The organism is Scytonema hankhaensis NUACC26 (assembly GCF_045865695.1).
Lineage (GTDB): Bacteria > Cyanobacteriota > Cyanobacteriia > Cyanobacteriales > Nostocaceae > Scytonema.
On the sequence record NZ_BAACAP010000177.1, the window covers coordinates 23429 to 45124 of the forward strand.

Here is a 21696-nt window from a genome sequence, read left to right on the forward strand (position 1 = left end):
GGATTGGAGCATAGGACATTGACAAAGAATTATTCTACAAAGAAAAGACTTTGGCAGTCTTGTCACCACTACCACTGGCAAAGCCTTGCCCATCTGGATAAAAGACAACAGATGTAACAACGTCGGAATATGATGTCAATGTACGGATTTGTTCTCCCGTACTTCCATTCCAGAGTTTGATGGTTTTATCTTCGCTGCCACTAATTATAGTTTGTCCGTCTGGGTTGAAGGCAATAGAGTTAATCAAACTGGTGTGACCTGCAAGAGTTCGCTTGAGTTGTCCAGTACTGACATTCCACAATTTGATTGTTTTGTCGTTGCTACCAGTCGCGAGTGTTTGTCCATCAGGGCTGAATGCAAGCGATCGCACTGAATCTTGATGTCCGCGTATAGTACTGATGAGTATACCTTTAATTGGGTTCCAAAGCTTTATAGTTTTGTCTTTGCTAGCGCTAGCAATGGTTTGACCGTCAGGACTCATAGCAACAGCAAACACTCCTTCGGTATGCCCTTTGAGAGTATGGAGAGATTTACCAGTTTCTACGTTCCATACTTTAATTGTGTTATCCCAACTGCTACTCACCAGTGTTTGCCCATCGGGACTAAAAACAACCGATCTGACATTCTTAGGATGTTCTGCCAAAGTCCGAATGAGTTCTCCCGATGGTACATCCCAAAGCTTGATAGTTGCGTCCTTGCCACTACTCGCTAACATTTGTCCGTTGGGACTAAAGGCAACTGACAAAACTCCTTTAGTATGCCCAAACAAAGTCTTAAGCTGTTTTCCTGTTTGTAAGTCCCAAAGTCGAACAGTTTTATCCTCACTAGCTGTAGCAAGTAAAGGCATACGATCCTTTGACACAGGCTTGGGACTCACTGCAACCGACCAAACCTTGTCGGTATGACCTGTAAAGGTTTTTACAAGCTGAATCTTCTGCCAATCTACGGCTTTTGCTTCAATGGAAGAATTATGAGTTTGCCACTGATAAACCCCAAATGCAGTACCAGAAAGCGCTACTACAGCTGCAATACCTCCAATAAGCAATTTCGATGGTTTGCGAATCGGAGTTTGATTTTGAGTTGTTGTTTTGTCATCTAGCATGGAAGACCTCTAACTTTTTACGTTATTTCCATATCCTCATCGTTCGATCGCGACTACCACTTACTAGAATGTGTCCCCAAGAACTCACCGTCATAGACAATACCCAGTCCGAGTGACCGGAAAGCGTTTGATACAAATTTCCAGTTTTTAAGTCCCAAATCTTAACTGTTTTATCAACACTTGCACTCGCAAGCGTTTCGCCATCAAAGCCAAAAGCAACAGCAACAACGCGATCGCTATGTCCTTGAATTGTGCGAAGTAACTTACCTGTTCCGAGATTCCAAACCTTTATTGTCTTGTCCCAACTGCCACTAGCAAACTTTTGCCCATCTGGACTGATAGCGACAGATCTAACAGCATCAGTACGATCTTCAAGCGTGCGAATTAATTTTCCGGTTTGGAGATTCCAAATTTTGATAGTTTTATCTTGGCTACTACTGACAAGAGTTCTACCATCAGGTGTTAAAGCCAGAGAAAAAACAGCGCTTGTGTGTCCGTTGAGAGTTTTTAAGAGTTCTCCAGTACGGACATTCCAAATTTTAATAGTGTTATCTTCACTTCCACTGACAAGAGTTTCACCGTCGCGGCTCAAGGTCACCGACCACACGGGTTGAGAGTGACCCCTGAGAGTATTTAGCAACTGACCAGTTCGTGTTTGCCAAATTTTAATAGTATTATCCCCACTCCCGCTGACTAGTGTTTGTCCATCTGCACTCAGAGTCACTACCCTGACATTCTCAGTATGAGATTTAAGCGTGTGTAAGAGTTTTCCCGTATCGGCTTGCCAAATTTTAATAGTTTTGTCCTCGCTACCACTTGCGAGAATTTGTCCATCACCACTTAAAGCAACTGACCACACAAAACTGTCATGAGCAGGAACAACTCTGGCAAGAGTGTATTCTCTGTATTCTCTGTTTTGACCTTCTGAGGGGGTTGGTTGTTGGCTTATAGGATTGGCTTCTGGAATGACTGGGGATTTAGGTCTTAGGAAAAAGTAAAACCCAGCTGCTGTAGCGATCGCAAGGGTTATAACTCCTAGCCCTATGGGTAACCAATTTGTTAAAAATTTATTCTGGGGGGATGATTCAATTCTTGTTACACTTGAAACTGTAGAATTACTGAAAATTGGCGATCTTGATTCAACAGCAAGAGTTCGACTAGATTGGTTAATTTTTTGTAAGTCTTGTAAGACCTCTTCCACTGCTTGATAGCGTTGGCGGCGGTCGGAATCTACCATTTTCCCAAGGATATTAGCCAGTTCTTGACTAATTGAAGTATTATCGCGCCAATCTTTTATACCTGCATACGGACTATTAGGATCGATGAGAGTTTTTACTTCTTGAGCGGATAATCCGCTTGCTGCTTGTATGCCAACCACCCCCACTGCATAAATATCGCTGTTCAGCTGAGGGTAACCGTAAACCTGTTCTGGGGGCATATAAGCAGGAGTCCCTACTGCCAGGGTTAAATTTGGTACACCTTGTCCATCTAGGGGAGGAATTTGTTTAACTGTACCAAAGTCGATTAAAACTAACTTCCCGTCTGTTTGTCTTCTAATTAAGTTAGAAGGTTTGACATCGCGGTGAATAACTCCATAACTGTGAACAAATTTTAAGATTTCTAAAATACCAGTTAATAAATTGATAACTCGTTGTGAGTCCCAAGGTTGTCCCACAATTAACTCTTGAGTGAGAGTATGTCCGGCAATGTACTCTTGAACGAGATAAAATTCTTTTTTTTCGGCAAAATATGCTAATAATTGGGGGATTTGCTCGTGCAAACCTAATTTTTCCAAAATTTCCGCTTCATTTTTAAACCAAAGCTGAATTTTTGGCATCAATTCTGGATTTTGTTTTGTTGGTCGTAATTGCTTAACAACACAAACAGGATGACCGGGACGATGGGTGTCGTTGGCAAGATAAGTTTGCCCAAATCCTCCTTGTGCTAAAACTTGAATAATTTGATAACGACCACCCAAAAGTTGACCGTTCATAAGCTGTTAGTGGTTAGTGGTTAGTGGTTAGCAGAATCTTCTTGCGTGGGGGAGAACAAGCTGGGGTCGAGATAATTGATACGTGCCAAAGGGCTGAGGGCTGCCAAAATCTGAGCGCCGTAGCTTCTGAGAATGACACGAGTATCTAGTAAGGCAACAACACCTTTGCTTTCTCGCACGGGGGCTATTGCCCGTTGCAATTCATTCAATGCTGCTGGTAACAAGTACAGACGGAACCAATCCTGATGCGATCGCTTATAGTATGACACTCTTCCTGCCACTAAAGGATGTTCTAAAGATGGCAGGGGCAAAGTGGAGACAACCAGGAGTTGGGGGGCGGGCAAAACTTTTTGATGTTCGCGCCAGAATTCCCAGCCTGTTACCAAAATCCCTTTCTCATCCAAACAAGTTTTTTCTACTTGTACTCGCGAACCGAATTCAGCCGCCAGAATAGCGCCCACTTGAGCTTTTAATGGTACATCTCCCACGATAACAAGAGTCAAACCAGGGGCTGTAGCACTGAGACAAACCAAAGTTCGCACTTTGTGAATAAATGCTGCTTGAAATTCTGGCGTATTAGGTAGGGGGAACTGGTAAGGAACGTACAATTGGATGGCTTCTGTTTGGCTATCCGATGAAAACTTCAAACAAGTCAAATCGCCTAAACCCAATCGAGCGCGGAATAGAGGTGCTTCCGTTTCTGGTTCTAACGCAGTCCCAACAAGCACGACAGGTTGACGTTGCCAAATTGTCTCTAGTCTCTTGCTTAATTGAATGGGGGCGCAGTGTAAAGAAAATAAACCCTGACGGCGAGCGATAGTTGCCCAGAGGAGGGGAGGAGAGGGAGGATGAGGGGGAGAAGACAGGGTGAGGGGGAGGTTTTCGTGGCGTTCTTTGAATTGATGCCAGAAGTTTTGCCATGCTTGTGGTGTCTTTGCTATGTCCAATGCTCCAAACAAGCGGCTCAAAACTTCTTCTTCAGCTAAAGTCAGGAGATAGCACTCGTAAGGGTTGGCTGGATGTTGGAAGAGTTCGTGGGTGAGTTGTACTCGTGCAGCACGAATTGTTTCTGCTTGGCTTGGGTAAGCGAGCATGAGTTCATCCCAATCATGTGCTTCCAAACTGGCTGCCATTTGTTGACGCGCCCAATCTTCTAAATCGTCTACCCCATCAATAATTGTGGGAATGCCAGCTGGAAAACTATTCTCTGATGAAAGTTGTCCTTTTAACCAAGCATCCGGAGAAATGAGAAGTAGCCCCTGGAAATCATGTCCGGGCCAAGTGTCCCCCGTTCTGATTGGCTTATTGACTTGCAACCACTGCTGCAGGCGAGGTATTTCTACCTTTAACAAGCGTTGCTGTACGGTTTGGGTGGCAACAATAATCACCGATCCGGGCCACATCAAAGCCGAAGCAACAAAACTCGTGCGATATCTCCCTTGATAGCCACTCACTGCCCCCACTTGAATGAGAGCACTCCGTCCGAGACGCAGAGCGCGTGCCACCAACCGTGCCATCGTCAAATGATGAGGCCACGAAGGGAACCCCGCCTGCGATCGCAGGAAGTTATGTAGTGATAAATGAACTTCTGCCTCAATCACTCGCTTTCAATCCCCTACAAATTCATTTTTTACTTGTAATAGCCCCATAAAAATCCATTACGTGGTTAGTCGTTAGTTGTTAGTGGTTATTCGTCAGTAGCTTGCTATATTAGCAACTAATAACTAACCACTAATAATTAACAATTAAGTTATGCCAACTTATACAGGAATCTCTAGTGAAGCCTTTAAACATCCCCTAGACCGCCAAGCTGAGGAAGCCCTACGTAGTTTACCGGGGTTTGATTTTATCGCCCGGAAGTTCGTGGAATTTTTTGTTGAGCGCCCTCAGTTAATTTATCTAATGGGTAACACCATCCAAGTTGGGCCTCGTCAATATTCCACTATTTACCATATGTTTCGGGAATGCGTGCGGGATTTGGATATTTATCCAGAACCAACACTGTTTGTCGAACAAAATCCCCAAGCCAATAGCTACGCGCTTGGGCAAGAGCATCCTTATATAGTCATCAATACAGGGATTTTAGACTTGCTAAGCGAAGCCGAAATCAGGGCTGTGTTAGCCCATGAACTGGGGCATATTAAATGTGGTCATACTATTTTAATTCAAATGGCAATATGGGCGATGAGTGCTGCATCTGTCATTGGAGAATTAACTTTAGGCATAGGTAACTTATTAAGTCAAGGGTTGATTTACGCCTTCTATGAATGGCGACGCAAAGCTGAGTTATCAGCAGATCGGGCTGCTTTGTTAGTTATGGATGACTTGAACCCAGTGATGACTTCAATGATGAAAGTTTCTGGGGGCAGTCTTAAATATGCTAACGAATGCAGCTTACAAGAGTTTATTCGTCAGTCAGAGGATTATCAAGCACTTGATGCTGATGGATTCAATCAAATTTACAAATTTTTGATTTATAACGGAGGTAGAGGTGTATTTTTAAGCCATCCATTTGCTGTAGAGCGCGTGCATTATTTGCGACAGTGGGCAGAATCAGAGGAGTATCGGCAAATTAAGAGGGGGAACTATCAACGTTCGCCCGCATCTGGTGCAGTTAATGTAGAAGCAGAAACTGCTCAACGAGGAGAGGTGGATACTTTGCGTCGGCAAATTGAAGAATTGCAAAGAGAAATTGACAGAATGAGAAGATCTGATTCTGGTAATATATAAGCCTCTTGTATAGAGAATGCGAGGCTGAGCCTCGCTCTACGCATTCCCAGGCTAAGCCTGGGAACGAGAGGCGCAAATATATTATGCAGCACAGAAGTGGAAATCTGCTAGCAGAGGCAGTTCGACAAGAGGATGCTGCGATAATCTTTGAGAGAAAGACAGAATTTCTAAGTTCTCAATCTCGCCAGTTGTAGGGTTAAGACGAGCACGTACACCATAATCGATTTCAGCTGGTTCCTGTTCTGGGTACGGAGGGCGCTTGTTAATATACAAGATATCGTCAGAACTGTCGTATTCAAATTGTAATTTCCCTAGCATAGAGTGTCTCTTTGTTAACTTTTGAGGTGAAGACAGCGATTCGCAAGCAACAAGAGTGCTTTTGTTTCTCGTAGTGGACGCTGACACAACTGTCTACCACTTAACAAACAGTAACCTTTACATTCCACGAGCGCAGTTAGTCAACAACTGTTTTTGGGTTTGAAGCGAGTTGTTGCTGCTTATCCGTTCTTTTTACAATGGAACGTAATTATAATTAAATCTTGCCCTAATTAGTTCGTTAATCATGTCGGAAGAAGATATTCGTGCCACGCGACTAGAAAAAGTAGAACAACTCAGACAGCTAGGCATGAATCCCTATGCCTATCATGGGGAATTAACTCATCATGCTGCTGAACTACAGGAGAAATTTGTCGATTTACCTAGCGGTGAAGAAGTTGATGTTGAAGTCGCTGTAGCAGGACGCATTATGGCGCGTCGTGTTTTTGGCAAACTAGCTTTCTTCACCTTGCAAGATGAAACAGGCACAATTCAGCTTTACTTGGAGAAAAAGCGCATTGAGGAAGGCATGGCAGATGTTGCTGGTGCTTTCGATAATTTAAAACAACTTACAGATGTCGGCGATATTCTGGGAGTAAAGGGAACAATCAAACGAACTGAAAAGGGCGAGTTATCTGTATACGTAAAAAAATACACTATTCTTACTAAATCCCTTCTCCCCTTACCTGATAAATGGCACGGGTTGACTGATGTTGCAAAACGATACCGTCAACGTTATGTTGATTTGATTGTTAATCCCGAAGTTAGGCAAACGTTCCGCCGCCGCGCCCTCATTACTGCTGGTATTCGGCGTTACTTAGAACAGCGTGATTTTATTGAGATAGAAACTCCTGTTTTGCAAGCAGAAGTAGGAGGTGCAGATGCGCGTCCGTTCATCACTTACCACAACACTTTAGAGATAGATCTGTACCTGCGGATTGCAACAGAACTTCATCTCAAGCGTTTGATTGTTGGGGGTTTTGAAAAGGTGTTTGAACTGGGTCGAGTTTTCCGCAACGAAGGAATTTCTACCCGCCACAATCCTGAATTTACCACGATTGAAATTTACCAAGCTTACGCCGATTACAACGATATGATGGCATTAACGGAGGATATTATTGCCACCGTTGCCAAAGAAGTTCTCGGCACGCTCGAAATTAGCTATCAAGGTACACCAGTGAATCTGACTCCACCCTGGCGGCGTGCGACTATGCATGACTTGGTGAAGGAACATACGGGATTAGACTTTAACTCGTTCCAGACTTTGGAAGAGGCGAAAGAAGCAAGTAAAAATGCTGGTCTTGAAGGTATAGAAGATTGCTCCTCAATTGGAAAGCTTCTGAATGAAGCCTTCGAGCAAAAGGTAGAGGAAAACTTAATTCAGCCGACTTTTGTTATCGATTATCCTGTGGAAATCTCGCCACTGGCAAAACCTCATCGTTCTAAGCCCAGTGTTGTAGAACGTTTTGAGTTATTCATCGTTGGGCGGGAAACTGCCAATAGTTTTTCTGAATTGACTGACCCTATTGACCAAAGAAAGCGTTTGGAAGCCCAAGCCGAACGCAAAGCAGCTGGCGATTTGGAAGCGCATGGAGTTGATGAAGATTTCTTGACGGCGCTGGAATATGGTATGCCCCCTACTGGTGGTTTGGGTATTGGAATTGACCGCTTGGTGATGGTGCTAACAGATTGTGCTAGCATTCGCGATGCGATCGCATTCCCATTACTAAAACCTGCTGGCAGCGTTATTAAAGGATTTGACTACAACTCAGCAACTCAAACACTTACCATTGAATTTAGTGGTGGAAGCATTTACGAATATTACAAAGTACCTCCTGAAATTAAGGAAGCGTTAGAGAATGCGCCATCTGATGGGAAGTACTTTAATGAGTCTATTAAAGGCAAGTTTAAGTACGAACAATTGAGTTAAGGGACTTCCAAGTAAAAAAATTTCTCAAAATTTCGTGGTGCGGGCGTCCTCGCCCGCACTCAACATAGGACGGGCGAGGACGCCCATCCCACAAGATGAAAAATTTATTTTTTGGAAATCCCTAAGTAAGCCAGTTAAGCACATCTAAGGTACATGATGCTCAAGTGATAATGTACCTTCTTAGACTACTCGTCGAAGAGTGACAAGTAACAATAGCGATTAGACGCACCTCTGAGTCATTCACGAGAACTGTATTTTACACAACTAAAAACCGCTATAATTAACAGTCAATTTGACATTCCTTAAAAGGAATATTATAGTGTGAGGTAAGAAGTGAGTTGGACTTGGCAACTTTACGAAGACGTGAGTGGAGAAGTACCAAAAGAGTTGTTGGCTTTTTTCATTATGATGATTCCTGAGGAGGAACAACCCGAAAATCCACCCAAGCCGTTACTTAGTGCTTCGGAAACTAAGCGTCTTCAAGTTAATCTGGGTTACTTATGCGACAAAGGGCTTGCTTCGCTCAGTAGTGGTATCTTTGAGAAGCTAGAGGATGACTTGTATGAGTTACGCATGACGAAGAGCGAACATAACCCTCGATTTATCTTGACAACCGCTACTCCTTAGTGTTTCGTAGTTCTCCACGCTTTTATGAAGAAATATGACGGTGCTATTCGGGAGAAAGATAAAGAACCTGCACGGATTAGACTGCGGGAATTGCAGCAGAGAGAAACATCATGAGCAAGTATAATTTTCAAGCTTGGTTGCAGCAAAAGGTAAGCGACGCTCCAGAAGTAGTTCTAGCGGGAAAACTAGAATACTTACGGGTTTACTTAACAGATGCAATGCGCGACTTAAGGGCAAAAGCAGGACTGACTCAAGCACAACTTGCTGAAAAATTAGGTGTACAGCAAGCTGCTGTGTCAAAGTTGGAGTCAGCGCTTAAAGACCATGAATTGGAATCAGTGCTGCACTACTTGCATATTTTGGAGGCAGATTTGCTTGTAGCTGTAAAGCGGGGAGAAGATTTCTATCAGGTAAGCGACAAAGAGGAAGTGTTGCTCATAGATGTGCCAACGTCAATCGCACAAAAAGCTGAGGAGGCGGGAATGAGCTTGCGTCAATATGTACGTGCAGCTATTGAAAACTACTCAGCAAAAAGCAATGGCGTGAGAGAAGCGCTCATGAAGTTGCTGGAGAGTGATAATCCAGTAGCAGTAAGGGTAAGAGAGCGTTTGAGAGCAAAGTCTACTCAACAAATTGTTGATGATTTGGAACAATGTCTCAGTCTTCCGGAAGAAGAAGACCGGATTTTTGCTGTAAAAAATGTCTTAGCAGGTAGCATCACTGGTAACGGGAATTACCGCAATGTTAGTGATGAGCATCATGATGAAATCGAACTCCTCAATTTAGCAGAGGAACTACTGGAGAAATTAGCGGCAATTTCCGTAAATCATAAGGTGGAATGAAACAAGATGGCAAACTGTTAGCTGGTAGCGTTAATGGTGGAGTAAGTAACTGAAAAGCTAAGCGCAAGCTTAATACAATTGATTTACAAATTTAGTTGAGAGACGGTTGGGTAATTTGGTAGAGAGTTTGGGGAAACATAAGTAGAGAATTTAGGAACCCGACTTATCAATAGGAAGCTAGTAGTGAACAAAGAACGAAATCAAGCTTATTTAAATTTGATTCAAAAGCTTCTTGAATCAAGTCTTGGGGAAGAACTAGAGATTTTAAATACTCATAAAAGCCTGGTAGATACGGGTTTAGAGACGACAATGAAACAGGTAGCTGCAACTCTAGCAGAACAGGGAGATAAAGACAACGCTCTTTTTTTACGAAATGTAGCTGTTACGATTTCCGCTGCTATGGGTCAGCCATCATTAGCAGAAAGCTACGACCAACTTATGCAAATGCTGTTGGCAGCCAATAGTAACAATACCGAGCCACAAGTATTACACTCTATTTTGGAAGTTAACTTAGACAAACTTGATGATAAATTTCCTCAGTTCTTAAAGGCTTGGGCTACAAATATCTTAGCTCAAGAGGAGCTAATCCCAAAAGAAGTACTAGCGTCAGATATTTTTAATATTAGCAACCGGATGACTGAGTTTTCTTTGGGAAGCCAAGCAATAAATTTAGAAATTGCTCTTGCTGGCTATGGAATAGCACAAACAGTATTTACGACAGACACCTTTCCTGAAGAATGGGTTATAACTCAAAACTGTATAGCATCTACCTATTTTCGGCGCATCCAAGGAGATAAAGCTAAAAATTTTGAGATGGCTATTACTGTTTTGCAAGCAGCTTTGCAAGTTTCTAATCAACAAACTTTTCCGGAACAATGGGTGATGACCCAAAACAATTTAGGCTCTGTCTATTTAAAACGTATTAACGGAGACAGATCTGAAAATCTGGAATTGGCTGTTACTGCTTTTCATGCAGCCCTGCAAGTCTGTAGTAAAGAGAAATATTCTCAAAAATGGGCAAATATTCAAAACAATTTGGCAACTGTCTATCGTGGCCGTATTCAAGGAAACAAGGCAGAGAATTTAGAATTAGCTATGGTTACCTGCCAAAAAGCATTGCAAGTTTTCACCCAAGAGGTGTTTCCTCAAAAGTGGGCTGAAACTCAGAACAACTTAGGTAAAGTTTATTGCTGTCGTATTAAAGGAGATAGAGCAGAAAACATAGAGTTAGCTATACTCTCTCACCAAGCAGCTTTGAAAGTTTTTACCCTAGAATACTATTCAAAAGATTGGGCGGAGGCACAAAACAGTTTGGGACTTGCTTATTTAGAGCGTGTTCGAGGAGACAGGGCACAGAATATAGAATTAGCACTAGCTGCTTTTCAAGCAGCTTTGCAAATCTTTACCCAAGAAACCTGTTTTGAGGAATGGGCTATGACTCAAAATAATTTGGGAATTGCATACTTGGATAGAATTTATGGAAATAAAGCAGAAAATTTAGAGTTATCTATTACTGCTTTGCAAGCAGCTTTGCAATTTCGGACTCAAAAGAACTGCCCACAAGATTGGGCTAGGACTCAAATGAATTTAGGAATTGCTTACGGAGAGCGTATAAAGGGCGATAGAGAAAAGAATCTGGAGTTATCTATTACTGCTTTTCAAGCATCTTTACAAGTTTACACTAAAGAATCCTTTCCTGAAGACAGGGCTATAACTTACACAAATTTAGGACACATACATGGTTTGCACGGAAATATAATAGAGAGCATTAAATGTTTTCAAGTAGCCGTAGAATTTTACCAAAAAAATGTTTTGCCATTGGACTGCTTTTGGGTTGGGCGCAACTTAGGTAACACTGCTTTTAGTTTTGGGCTGTGGAAAGAAGCAATTGAGGGATACAGTATTGCAATTCAAGCAGTGGAAACAAGCCGCACTTGGGTAGTTTCTGAATCACGTCGCCAAGAGATTTTAGAAGAGTCGATCAATGTGTACCAAAATATAGTGCAAGCGTGTGTGAATGTAGGTCAACTGGAAAAAGCCGTTGAGTATGTGGAGCGATCGCGTTCCAAAAGGCTTGTAGATTTAATGACAAGTAATGACTTATACCAAAACGGCGAAATTCCTTCAGCACTCAAAGAGTTATTGCAGCAATATGAAACTTTGCAGCAGCAAATTGACCAAGAACGCTCGCAGAATAATTCCGACAAGAACCAGGAACGAATGGAAGTGCAAAGCAGAATAAATAACCACGTTGCTTTCCAAGCTAAGACGCAAGCGATCGCATCCTTTGAAGTACAAAAACAAGATATTTGGGAACAACTCGGACGACTAGATCCGGTGTTAGCAGGTGAGATTCAAGTTAATGCTCCTAACTTTTTGGCAATACAAAACCTTATTGACCTACATACTACGGCTATCCTTAGCTTCTATACCACTAGTAACAACACATATATTTTTGTATTGAGGCAAAATCAGATTACTTTGCATACCTGTAATGGACAAGGTGTTAACAGCTTGCAAAAGTGGATTGCGCAGAACTGGTTGATACCTTACATAACAGATAGAAATACTTGGAAGTCTCAAGTCCCTGAATTCTTAATGGAACTGGCTAAACGCTTGCAGATCGACCAACTTATTTCTCAACATTTAAAGGGTATTAAAGAACTGATTATAGTACCTCATCTTTTGCTGCATCAAATTCCCTTTACTGCTTTGCCTGTAGATAACCAGAAATATTTAGGCGATCAATTTCTTATCCGTTATACCCCTAGCTGTCAAGTTTTGGAATTTTGCCAACAACGTGATGCAACCAAGATGTTTCATACAACGTCTTTGCTATTTTGCACAGTAGAGGATGCAGAGGACAACCTTCCTTGTGCGAGTTTTGAAGGGGAACAAATTTCTCAATTATGTAAAATTCCTAAGGAAAGAAGATTAATCGGTAGCAATCAAGCCACCCGTAGCAACTACCGCCAGCTTGCACAACAAGTTCAGGTATTGCATACCTGTCACCACGCTGAATCTCGGTTAGACAATCCCTTAGAATCGCAATTGAAATTAGGGGATGGCAGTATTACTTTGGGGCAGCTGATGAGTCCTGGCTGGCGTTTGCCTAATCTTTTAGATGTATTTCTTTCTTGCTGCGAGACGAATCTTGGTAATCCTTCACTCACGGATGATGTACTCACACTTTCTACCGGTTTTCTGTGTGCGGGTGCCTGAAGCGTTGTTAGTACTCTTTGGGCAGTTGAGGATTTAGCCACAGCGCTTTTCTCCATCTTCTATCATCAGCAACGGCAAGAGGGCAAAAGCCGTCCCAAAGCATTACAGCAAGCGCAAATAAAGCTACGCAATATGAGAAAAGAGGATATTGAAGAAATATCTCGGCAGGTAGAAGCTAAGGAAAAGGAACTGATAAGACAGCGAAAACAGTATCTAGGGGATTCACTACAGCGTTTGGAATGGGAGAGTGAATATAGAAAGTATGCTGGAGTTACAAAACGAATTAACATTGTCAAAAACTCGGTTCTGGATTTTCCCTTTTCACATCCTAGCCACTGGGCTGCTTTTATATGCCAAGGGTTAAGATGAGCCAATTTAAAGAATACATTTGGTCTACATTCCCCAAATTGAAGCTGAGGTCTCATTATTTTCTATAGGGCTATAATTTTTATTATGTATGGATTTTATTAGGTACAAGTAAAAGACCACAACCGAACTGACTCAGGTAAGCTAAAAATATTTAAATTTGCAAACCTAAATTTTAAATAAAAATCTTGTGGGGAGGGCGTCTCGCCCGCTTTCTCCGGTATGAACGGGCGGGGACGCCCCGCAGTCGCCTTAACGGGGGGAACCCCCGCACGGCGCTGCTCTCCGTTCCACAAGAAAGAGGTGTGTTACATTTCTATAAGCAAAGTGCTGTATTACATTACTTAAAAACTGCTGTAACTATAAGAAATTGTAAAAGGGTACGTTACAATTGACGACTGGTACTCAACAAACCTGTATATTTTATATTAAGTACGATTCACATTACGGGATATAGAATATAACATGGTTTGAGGTAGAACATCTGTTGCAAGCACAAGAGATAAAAGATAGACTAAGAGCACTCCTGAAAGAAGCATCTTCCATCGACTCTAATTTAGCGAAAAAATTAGATGAGATAAATCGTTGGGTTAAGGATGTCAAGCAGGGGTCGCTGACATCTAAGAAATTTGTCATGTTCTTTCTTCAACAAATGATTGGAGATGCTCAAATCTGGTTAGACATCAAAGCGCAAACTTCAGAAGAAGAACGGCAATTGTACTATCAGCAGATGACTGCAACTGAAAGATATTGGTACAGTTATCTATTTCCCAAATGGTTGGAGCAGAATGATTCAAAGTTCTTAATTTGGAAACAAAAATTAATGGCTGGCGAGTTTAATCAAGCGGATACCACGCTTTTGCAATCCATAGCGGCTGAAGTCGTCCGGCGTGAAGGAACTTTTTGGCAGTGCTATATTGCAGATTTGTCAATGGCAACTGATATAATTATTAGTAACAAGCAGCAAAAGCCACTTTGCAGCCAGATTACTAGTCTCTCTGATGAATTCTCTCAGGAAAAGTACGAGTATTGGAAAAGTACTCTACAACACTGGGGTATAGATAGAGGGCTTTTCTTAAGTTACAATCCTAATACAATTGATGGTGTAAATCAGATAGTTAATGTAGTGCTGTATAACAGCGATCGCCAGAGAATAAACCTTTATTTAAAACTCAATTTATAGTCGCATTTTTCCGTTTAGTCTTTTTTAAAAACAAGCATTATTAACTAAATTTTAGTCGTTATGATGAAAGAAACATCTTCTGAAGATCGAGCAAGATTTACAACATTCTTAAAACATTTAGAAGAAGCTAGACAATTACAGATTAGTTGGATGAATTATGGAATCGACTGTGTAGATTTGTATGTTGAGGATGTGGATGGAGATTGGTTGGAAACGTGGGGAGATGGAGAAGACAAAGAGGTTCAGAGCCAAAAAATGGTAGCAGCTATAACTGGATTTCTGGAAAGCAATGATTGGGTAGCTGTGAGGATACGCAAGCAATTCAAGGATGAATCCCAGTCTCTAGCAGAAGTTGCGATCGCGATAGAGGAATGTTTGAGCATTCCCGAACCTCATGAAAGAATGTTTGCTGTCAAGAAAGTTCTGGCTGATGCTATCACAGCTACAGATAATGACTTTCTGACTAGCACTCAATATAAGGAGTTTGAGTTATTGGATTTAGCAGAAGAATTGCTGGAAAAATTAGCGGAAAATTTTCGTTGGATATCTGGGACAAATTAATTAATGGCTAATGGCTAATGGCTAATTGTTAATCGCTAGTTGCCTACTATACATAACTACAAGTAGGGTGGGCATTGCCCACCAAAAGATTAATACGGTAATTTTGTTAACTGTTGTTAACGCTTTTCACTCGAACCCAATACAGCTCTTGTGGTGCGGGTATCTTGTCCGGTTAAAACGGGCGGGACGCCCGTTCCACAAGACCAGTTCCACAAGACCAGTTCCACAAGACCAGTTCCACAAGACCAGTTCCACAAGACCAGTTCCACAAGACCATTATTCATACGTTGTAGGCAACTAGCGATTAGCCATTAGCCATTAGCTATTATCAATTTGCCACTTCAGCCATCTCAATGATGCGCCCTTCGTAATCCTTAACTAGAAAGTTGAGGGGTTTTTGGTTACGAATCTTGAATTTTAAACCACGGGTTTCGACTCGCATTAAAATCATTTCTAAGCAATCTCGGTCGAAGCAAACGTGACGCTGCTGATTTTTAGTGCCTATACTTGCTCCAGTGATGACGTGCAATTGTGTATTTTTCTTAAGCTGATACCACAGCCCGTCACTAGCGTTTGTCATTCTACTACCAGCTAAGGAGGGGCTACTAGAGAGGTACAACGGATCAACTCCTGTTGCACCAATGGTTTGCTCGTAGTTGTAGTAATAATGCAAAGGAACTTCTGCTGCTGGTAGATCGAGCAGCCCTTCGTACAACTGCCTTGCGATTTCTAAATCGGACACCATCACAGTATGCACTTTTGGGGCGCTGGTGAGAAACATCCACATGGCACCTGCATATGCAGCTAGTAGCATCACCATTATGCCCTGGGTGGAAAATATGCTGTCTAAGGGTAGGGAGGGCAGGAACGATCCGATGGTATGAGGAATAAACAGGGACTGTAACACGTTGGCAATTATAATCATGAATACGTTTGGGTTTGTATAAGGATATCTGTTTTCTAAGTTTGTAGATGTAAGAGTTTGGTTAAATTTGTATCTCTAATGTATCTTAACTGATACATTCTAGCTGTTCAGCTCTTATGGGCTGATAGCAGGATATTATTTCGGTTAACAACAAGATTGCCACTTTCACACTAATTCTAGCAACATACCTTTATCTCAATGATACAAATACCTCATTTTACTGAAGCCAATCACCCATTGGTCAAGTCACTCTTTCACCAAAGCGACCAGGAACTGCTGACTCAGTTTCAACAAAACCCGGATGCGGGGAAATTCTTTACAGCCGTTTTTTGTCGGTACACTCCTATAGTTTATACCTTGATTCGGCATTCGGCTCGCTCGCCCGTACAAGCAGATTATTTGTTTGCTCTCACGTGGCGGCACATTTATCACGAACTTCGAGGCTTGGATTTAAACAGCGGTCAGTCCGCCAGGGAAGGTCTGACTTTACAAAACTGGTTGATTAATATGACTGCTTTCTGTATTAACGAAATTCAATTACCGCCCACCGAAGCCATTCATTATTCTCTGAAAACCACCTCTCCGCCACTTTGGTGTTATGTGGAACAAGCTTTGGATAGGTTACCACCTATGTTGCGCCTGATTGTGGTGATGGCTCAAACCTTTCACTGGAGCGAAACCAGAATTGCTGCTTACCTACAAGCCGAAGGAGAAGCGATCGCTCCGATTGAGGTAGCAAATTTTCTCCAGGAAGGTTATCGTATGTTAGAGGAAAAATTACCAACAGATATACGCGCTATCTACTTAGGTGAGAATTTTCTTCAACCTGAAGTAGCGTAGATTTACGTAATAACGTGTTACTTGGTTGGTAAATTTTAAATTTCTTGTTAAACCGTTTACTTAAAACCGTAATAGCACGGAAAAATTTTATGAAAAGAGGGTGTTTATTCCCAGGGGCAAACTATATTTTGCTGTTGGTCATTTTGCTGTGTCCATCAGTTGCAAGTGCGGGCGACATTACCGAACAACTTCATCGTCCCATGGATCGTTCCATGATGCGAGAAACAACGACTCAAGCAGATGAGTTGCAGCGTCAAGGAGAACAACAGTACCAGCAAGGACGTTCGGACAAAGCCGTTGAGTCTTGGTTAAAAGCACTAGAGCTTTACCACTCAGTCGGCGACCTCAAAGCACAAGGTCTGACTTACGATGCTCTGAGTAGGGGTTACGTGCAATTGGGTCTTTATAAAGAAGCAGAAGATGCCATGCGCCGACGTTTGGCGATCGCTCGCGACATCAAAGACTTTCAAGGTCAGATTTTTGGCTTAAATAACATTGGCAACTTACTTCTACAGAAAGGAGAAAATAAAGCTGCCCTCCAAACTTTGACAGAAGCGGTAGAAATTGCCAACCAGTTAAAGAATATAGAAGGTCAAGGGTTATCTTTAAATAGTTTGGGTTTGGCAACGGCAAGATTAGGAGAGTATAACAAAGCCGTTAAACTCTACGAAAAAGCTTTGACTTACCGCCGTCAACTCAACGATGTTATTGGTCAAGCTAATATTCTAAATAATCTTGGCGATGCTTACTCAGCAGCCAATGATTATAGTGGTACGATTGGCGCTTACGGTGAAGCACTGGGGTTAGCAAAAATAGCAGGCGATCGTCCCAATCAATTGCGAGCCATTGATGGTTTAGTTATTGCCCACGGTAGTGTAAAACGTTACGAACGTGCCTTGGACTTGCTACAACGGAGATTGACACTCGCAAAAGAACTAAACAGTCGGCAAGAAGAATTAAAGTCATTTGAAGCTTATGCTCAACTATACGAGCAAATGGGCGACTTTCCAACCGCTCGCAATTTTTATGAAAGAGCAGTTATTCTAGCGAGAACTCTTGATGAAAACAAATTGGAAGTGCAACTCCTAGATAAAATGAGGCAGATTCAAGGTAAGGTTGCGACGAGTAGGTCTAAAAAGAAAAGATAATATTTGTTTGTTAATGGTTAGCAGTAGGGTGGGCATTGCCCACCATCATAATATTTGTTTGTTAGTGGTTAGCAGTAGGGTGGGCAATGCCCACCATCATAATATTGGTGAGATTGGTGGGCAATGCCCACCCTACTAACTACTCACCCTTAATTCAAGTAAACTTGTCCGCTTTGTTGAATTCTGATAACACCCTGTTCGTTACCCGGATTTGCTTTTTCGTTTAGAGAAAATTCAATCATTCCAGGTTTAGTGGAAACTGGAATCACTTGAACAAAGCCATTATCTTGACGAACTGTAGAAATCGTTACGGGTACTGGTAAGTTTTGCAAAATAACTTCTTGTTTTCCACCTAGAACACGTCGTTCTGTATGTCCAATAACTTCATAATTAATAGCGGCATTTGTGTCGTTTTTAATTTTTACAGAGACTTGTCCGTTTGTAGGTGTTACTGAAGCGATAGGAGATTGTTGCTGACTAGGTAATGGCGGTGTAATGACAGAAGTTTGTCCTTGCTGTCTGCTAGAATAATTTTGATTTTCGTTATATGGTGCTTCACCACCAACACCCATATTGATTTGTTCTTGAGTTGGATTAGCCGGAACGACTCCTGTAGAAGTCCCACTTTGAGATAATTGTTTTCGAGTCAAAGCATTTGGCGGACATCCTTGAGGAACCAAAACTCTACTATTGTGAGGTTCTACGTAGAAAATACTAGGACAGGGGTTAACTTGAGAATTTGGTTTCGGCTGAGGCTGTTGCAGTTCCTGAGCTACTACAAATTTAGGAACAGAGGACAAACCCATTAGTAATCCTCCACAAATAGCACCGAGAAAAGCAACTGATTTTTTAAATTTTTGCTGGGGCTTATTCATGCTTACCTCCTAGTAAATTTTGACTTAACATTGCATGAAAAATTTTATAAAGATTATTTTATTGAAAGCCAATACTGTCGATCAAAAATATTTGATGTGTGATGCATGATGAAGTGTTTCTCTATTGGCATTTCAATTTTATCTACAGCTTTTTTAATAATAAGTGACTCATAAGCTATCTATAAAAAATTTGCAAGTACTGTAGGGTGGGCAATGCCCACCAATATAATGTGGTGGGCATTGCCCACCCTACGTATATTCCAAAAATCAAACATAATTGCTATGAGTAGCAAATGTATAGTACTTCCTTACATAAGTCTTAAATTTTTATATTCTTATAAAATTAAGAATAACAATTTTTAATTAATTAGAACTCTTACTATAGGTAGGAAAAAAACATTAGCTTAAATTAGTTTTCTATCGCAAGTTAGAAGACTCTATAACATCTTGTTAGAGTTCGGTTTCGTCACGCACTCGAGCGATCGCCTGAAATAGAGATTGCAGAGAGTTTGCCATTGTGTGCTGCAAAGTGTACACGATCGAGGACTGTGCATAGTTTATGGCTATCCGTACTATAAATTCTAGATTTTTACAATCGCGATCGCGCAAAGGAAAAAATTTATGTTGAATTATGCACATCCTGAAGTACTTGTTGAGACTCAATGGCTTGCAGAGCAATTGGACAATCCCAACGTATGTTTAATTGAAGGGAGTATCAATCCAAAATCCTACAAGAACGGACATATTCCCGGTGCAATATCTTGGAATGTCTTTAGCGAACTTATGCTTTCCAACGATCGCACTAATTTCGATCCGGCTGTTATGGAAAGATTGCTCAGTCGTTCTGGTATAAGCAATAACAGTACTATTATCGTCTGTGGCGAACACCCTGCTATTGGCACAGCTATCTTTTGGTTATTGAAAGTCTTTGGTCATAAAGATGTGCGCGTCCTCAATGGCGATCCTCAGAAATGGGTAGCAGAAGGAGGTTTACTGACAACAGAACAGATAAAAGTCACACAAACTCAGTATTCCGTGCAAACTATTAATACAGATTTGCGAGTGATGTATGAGGATGTACGACAAGCCATGGAGCGTCAAGATTGCGTGTTAATTGATGTGCGAACGCCTCAAGAGTATAGCGGTGAATGGTTCAATGTTAAACCTCCTGAAGGAGACGAACGGACAGGACACATTCCTGGTGCAATACATATTCCCTTTGAACTGACTTTAAATGAAAACGGAACTTTTAGGTCGGTTGAGGAATTACAGGCACTGTATCATAGTAAAGGCATCACTCCAGACAAGAATGCGATCGCATATTGTGCAGTTGGAGCGCGCTCGGCACACACTTGCTTTGTTCTAAAGTACTTATTGGGCTATCCAAATGTGCGGAACTACTATGGTTCTTGGAATGAGTGGAGCCGATTTCCTGATGCGCCTATTGAGAAAAATAGCGATCGTTTGACTCAAACGACAAGCTGATTGCCGTTGTGGAGTTATTTGTGCGATGGCAGAATTGTAAAAAATAAACTTTTGCCAATAAATTATGTTAGACTGTTCAACTAGAAAAACAAGGCTATGGTAAAGTCCAAGGGTGAAGCGCATTTACCTCTGTTAGTTAGCCACAGAGAGACAACTCGTTTACCATAGCCAGTGTTTGCACTAAGATGTTGGCTCACGTTTCACCAGCCTCTACAGGTTTGCCTCTACCAATTGTTGCAGCAGAATTGTTAAGCGGTTCCACATCTAATTAGCATAAGGTAGAAGGGCAAGATCTCCATCTTACCAAGTTTTCTTATGCAAATTGAATGTGCTTTAGCTTATTCCTGCTGAATCCAGACGAACAAATCTTTAAGAGGACGGATTCATGGCATCAGATAACTTGACATTTGAACAGCAGGTCTTTGAACTTACGAACCAAGAACGTATAGAGAAAGGGCTTCAACCTCTGAAGGCAAATGCTGAGCTAAATTATGTTGCAGACAAATATGCTGAAGATATGTCCAATGGTAAATTCTTCAGTCATATAGAACCAGATGGCTCAACACCAAGAGATCGGCTAGAAGAAGTAGGCTATGAAGCTCAAAGAATAGGTGAGAATATCGCGAAAGGTCAACGAACACCACAACAGGTTGTTCAAGCTTGGATGAAGAGCAGTGGACACAGAGCAAATATCCTTAACCGTAACTTTACCGAAATTGGCACTGGTTTTTTTAACAATCATTGGGTTCAAAATTTTGGCAGTGGCGATCTCAACCCCGATACTGTACTAGCAAGCCCAACCTCTTCAGAGGCTGGATCTAACTCCATATCAGGATCTGACGTCTCTACAACCCAGTCTGTTATGGGTTATACATTAGATGAATCTACCTCTGAACCAGACCAAGAAAGTAACAGTGACATAGACTACGAAAAGTATGGGCTGATTAATGATGGTTTGTACAACTTACCATCAGAAGGAGATGCAAAGCTCAATGATTTTATTATCAGTCAAGGTGAAAATACTGATTTGAGCGAACAGTTTGTACTTGACAATAGACAAATTCTAGGTTCTGATACACCTTTTGAAACACCATCAAGGTTTGCTTCCAGCAATCTCTTTGTGGAAAATCAAAATACAGGTAATTTGGTTACTCAAATAGACCAACTACCATCTTATATGGGGGTGGATTGTAGAACAACCAAATTGTAACTAAAATGATAGGGTTCGCGATCGCGAACCCTAGCATCTCAAGTAGGTTCAAAGTCCAAACTGCTACCGAAGCAATTCAAGAATTACGGCAAGATCTTAACAACCCAAGTGCAGCAAATAGAGCCAATTTCCTGATGTGCTTATTGAGAAAAATTGAGGCGATTTTAGTAATTATACATCTCGTTTTGTGATTTGTATTCTTCACAAATTCCGACAGCAGCTTCTAGGTATCGATCTAATAGATTGCGATCGGATATATCAGGTAAAAGTAATTCAATAGCCGATGTGACTTCCATAATTCCACCATGCTCTTCTCCATCTTTAAAATGGTAACTGGTCACT

At 41.6% G+C, this 21696-nt stretch carries 19 protein-coding genes and 1 pseudogene; 11 read left to right on the forward strand and 9 right to left on the reverse strand.

Features of this window, described 5'->3' with window-relative positions:
• Positions 1-34: 34 nt before the first annotated feature.
• The 3 genes from ACKTT2_RS16220 to ACKTT2_RS16230 are packed head-to-tail and all read right to left on the reverse strand — an operon-like array spanning position 35 to position 4696.
• Complete coding sequence (locus ACKTT2_RS16220) at positions 35-1102, reverse strand: WD40 repeat domain-containing protein (RefSeq protein ID WP_407888654.1); 1068 nt, start codon at positions 1100-1102, stop codon at positions 35-37.
• Between the two features lie 22 nt (positions 1103-1124).
• Positions 1125-3095 carry a protein kinase domain-containing protein gene (locus ACKTT2_RS16225; protein ID WP_407888656.1) on the reverse strand — a complete coding sequence of 657 codons (1971 nt, stop codon included), beginning with the start codon at positions 3093-3095 and terminating at the stop codon, positions 1125-1127.
• Positions 3096-3115: 20 nt separating this feature from the next.
• The gene (locus ACKTT2_RS16230) at positions 3116-4696 is read right to left on the reverse strand and encodes an ATP-dependent DNA helicase (RefSeq protein WP_407888658.1); all 1581 of its coding nucleotides are present in this window, start codon (positions 4694-4696) and stop codon (positions 3116-3118) included.
• 151 nt (positions 4697-4847) lie between these two features.
• Between ACKTT2_RS16230 and ACKTT2_RS16235 the strand changes: the two genes are divergently transcribed.
• A complete protein-coding gene (locus tag ACKTT2_RS16235) occupies positions 4848-5825 on the forward strand; it encodes a M48 family metallopeptidase (protein ID WP_407888660.1) in 978 nt (325 codons plus the stop codon).
• Positions 5826-5906: 81 nt separating this feature from the next.
• On the opposite strand, the gene ACKTT2_RS16240 is transcribed toward ACKTT2_RS16235, so the two are convergent.
• A complete protein-coding gene (locus ACKTT2_RS16240) occupies positions 5907-6143 on the reverse strand; it encodes a DUF2283 domain-containing protein (protein ID WP_407888662.1) in 237 nt (78 codons plus the stop codon).
• 244 nt (positions 6144-6387) lie between these two features.
• Here ACKTT2_RS16240 and lysS point away from each other — a divergent pair, with 244 nt between their 5' ends.
• From lysS to ACKTT2_RS16270, 6 genes and pseudogenes are all read left to right on the forward strand, one after another.
• Positions 6388-8070 carry a lysine--tRNA ligase gene (gene lysS / locus ACKTT2_RS16245; protein WP_407888664.1) on the forward strand — a complete coding sequence of 561 codons (1683 nt, stop codon included), beginning with the start codon at positions 6388-6390 and terminating at the stop codon, positions 8068-8070.
• A gap of 333 nt (positions 8071-8403) precedes the next feature.
• Positions 8404-8697, forward strand: a complete 294-nt coding sequence (locus ACKTT2_RS16250) for a hypothetical protein (protein ID WP_407888666.1) — start codon at positions 8404-8406, stop codon at positions 8695-8697.
• Positions 8698-8807: 110 nt separating this feature from the next.
• Complete coding sequence (locus ACKTT2_RS16255) at positions 8808-9539, forward strand: helix-turn-helix domain-containing protein (protein WP_407888668.1); 732 nt, start codon at positions 8808-8810, stop codon at positions 9537-9539.
• Positions 9540-10634: 1095 nt separating this feature from the next.
• A pseudogene (locus ACKTT2_RS16260) lies at positions 10635-13130 on the forward strand (CHAT domain-containing protein).
• Positions 13131-13614: 484 nt separating this feature from the next.
• The gene (locus tag ACKTT2_RS16265) at positions 13615-14310 is read left to right on the forward strand and encodes a hypothetical protein (RefSeq protein ID WP_407888670.1); all 696 of its coding nucleotides are present in this window, start codon (positions 13615-13617) and stop codon (positions 14308-14310) included.
• A gap of 60 nt (positions 14311-14370) precedes the next feature.
• Complete coding sequence (locus ACKTT2_RS16270) at positions 14371-14871, forward strand: hypothetical protein (RefSeq protein ID WP_407888672.1); 501 nt, start codon at positions 14371-14373, stop codon at positions 14869-14871.
• Positions 14872-14987: 116 nt separating this feature from the next.
• On the opposite strand, the gene ACKTT2_RS16275 is transcribed toward ACKTT2_RS16270, so the two are convergent.
• Positions 14988-15155, reverse strand: a complete 168-nt coding sequence (locus ACKTT2_RS16275) for a hypothetical protein (RefSeq protein WP_407888674.1) — start codon at positions 15153-15155, stop codon at positions 14988-14990.
• Positions 15156-15199: 44 nt separating this feature from the next.
• The gene (locus tag ACKTT2_RS16280; protein WP_407888676.1) at positions 15200-15796 is read right to left on the reverse strand and encodes a glyoxalase-like domain protein; all 597 of its coding nucleotides are present in this window, start codon (positions 15794-15796) and stop codon (positions 15200-15202) included.
• Positions 15797-15997: 201 nt separating this feature from the next.
• On the opposite strand from ACKTT2_RS16280, the gene ACKTT2_RS16285 reads away from it, so the two are divergent.
• Positions 15998-16636, forward strand: a complete 639-nt coding sequence (locus tag ACKTT2_RS16285) for a sigma-70 family RNA polymerase sigma factor (RefSeq protein WP_407888705.1) — start codon at positions 15998-16000, stop codon at positions 16634-16636.
• Between the two features lie 89 nt (positions 16637-16725).
• Entirely contained in the window at positions 16726-17784 is a 1059-nt protein-coding gene (locus ACKTT2_RS16290; RefSeq protein WP_407888678.1) for a tetratricopeptide repeat protein, read from the forward strand.
• 149 nt (positions 17785-17933) lie between these two features.
• Here ACKTT2_RS16290 and ACKTT2_RS16295 read toward each other — a convergent pair whose 3' ends face one another.
• Together ACKTT2_RS16295 and ACKTT2_RS16300 are read right to left on the reverse strand one after the other, a co-directional pair.
• Positions 17934-18659, reverse strand: a complete 726-nt coding sequence (locus ACKTT2_RS16295) for a hypothetical protein (protein ID WP_407888679.1) — start codon at positions 18657-18659, stop codon at positions 17934-17936.
• A gap of 450 nt (positions 18660-19109) precedes the next feature.
• Complete coding sequence (locus tag ACKTT2_RS16300) at positions 19110-19298, reverse strand: hypothetical protein (RefSeq protein WP_407888681.1); 189 nt, start codon at positions 19296-19298, stop codon at positions 19110-19112.
• On the opposite strand from ACKTT2_RS16300, the gene ACKTT2_RS16305 reads away from it, so the two are divergent.
• Both ACKTT2_RS16305 and ACKTT2_RS16310 read left to right on the forward strand, forming a co-directional pair.
• Positions 19281-20144 (forward strand): sulfurtransferase, encoded by an 864-nt coding sequence (locus tag ACKTT2_RS16305; RefSeq protein WP_407888683.1) that lies wholly within the window; start codon positions 19281-19283, stop codon positions 20142-20144. The genes ACKTT2_RS16300 and ACKTT2_RS16305 overlap by 18 nt on opposite strands.
• A gap of 385 nt (positions 20145-20529) precedes the next feature.
• A complete protein-coding gene (locus tag ACKTT2_RS16310) occupies positions 20530-21354 on the forward strand; it encodes a CAP domain-containing protein (RefSeq protein WP_407888685.1) in 825 nt (274 codons plus the stop codon).
• Positions 21355-21518: 164 nt separating this feature from the next.
• On the opposite strand, the gene ACKTT2_RS16315 is transcribed toward ACKTT2_RS16310, so the two are convergent.
• A complete protein-coding gene (locus ACKTT2_RS16315; protein ID WP_407888687.1) occupies positions 21519-21695 on the reverse strand; it encodes a hypothetical protein in 177 nt (58 codons plus the stop codon).
• Position 21696 lies beyond the last annotated feature (1 nt).

What these genes read in the sequence shown, in the direction of transcription:
- ACKTT2_RS16220 (WP_407888654.1), bottom strand. Translation starts at nt 1,102, where the DNA reads ATGCTAGATGACAAAACAACAACTCAAAATCAAACTCCGATTCGCAAA.
- ACKTT2_RS16235 (WP_407888660.1), top strand. Translation starts at nt 4,848, where the DNA reads ATGCCAACTTATACAGGAATCTCTAGTGAAGCCTTTAAACATCCCCTA.
- ACKTT2_RS16310 (WP_407888685.1), top strand. Translation starts at nt 20,530, where the DNA reads ATGGCATCAGATAACTTGACATTTGAACAGCAGGTCTTTGAACTTACG.
- ACKTT2_RS16270 (WP_407888672.1), top strand. Translation starts at nt 14,371, where the DNA reads ATGATGAAAGAAACATCTTCTGAAGATCGAGCAAGATTTACAACATTC.
- ACKTT2_RS16225 (WP_407888656.1), bottom strand. Translation starts at nt 3,095, where the DNA reads ATGAACGGTCAACTTTTGGGTGGTCGTTATCAAATTATTCAAGTTTTA.
- ACKTT2_RS16240 (WP_407888662.1), bottom strand. Translation starts at nt 6,143, where the DNA reads ATGCTAGGGAAATTACAATTTGAATACGACAGTTCTGACGATATCTTG.
- ACKTT2_RS16275 (WP_407888674.1), bottom strand. Translation starts at nt 15,155, where the DNA reads ATGAATAATGGTCTTGTGGAACTGGTCTTGTGGAACTGGTCTTGTGGA.
- ACKTT2_RS16295 (WP_407888679.1), bottom strand. Translation starts at nt 18,659, where the DNA reads ATGAATAAGCCCCAGCAAAAATTTAAAAAATCAGTTGCTTTTCTCGGT.
- ACKTT2_RS16280 (WP_407888676.1), bottom strand. Translation starts at nt 15,796, where the DNA reads ATGATTATAATTGCCAACGTGTTACAGTCCCTGTTTATTCCTCATACC.
- ACKTT2_RS16300 (WP_407888681.1), bottom strand. Translation starts at nt 19,298, where the DNA reads ATGTGCATAATTCAACATAAATTTTTTCCTTTGCGCGATCGCGATTGT.
- ACKTT2_RS16290 (WP_407888678.1), top strand. Translation starts at nt 16,726, where the DNA reads ATGAAAAGAGGGTGTTTATTCCCAGGGGCAAACTATATTTTGCTGTTG.
- lysS (WP_407888664.1), top strand. Translation starts at nt 6,388, where the DNA reads ATGTCGGAAGAAGATATTCGTGCCACGCGACTAGAAAAAGTAGAACAA.
- ACKTT2_RS16305 (WP_407888683.1), top strand. Translation starts at nt 19,281, where the DNA reads ATGTTGAATTATGCACATCCTGAAGTACTTGTTGAGACTCAATGGCTT.
- ACKTT2_RS16255 (WP_407888668.1), top strand. Translation starts at nt 8,808, where the DNA reads ATGAGCAAGTATAATTTTCAAGCTTGGTTGCAGCAAAAGGTAAGCGAC.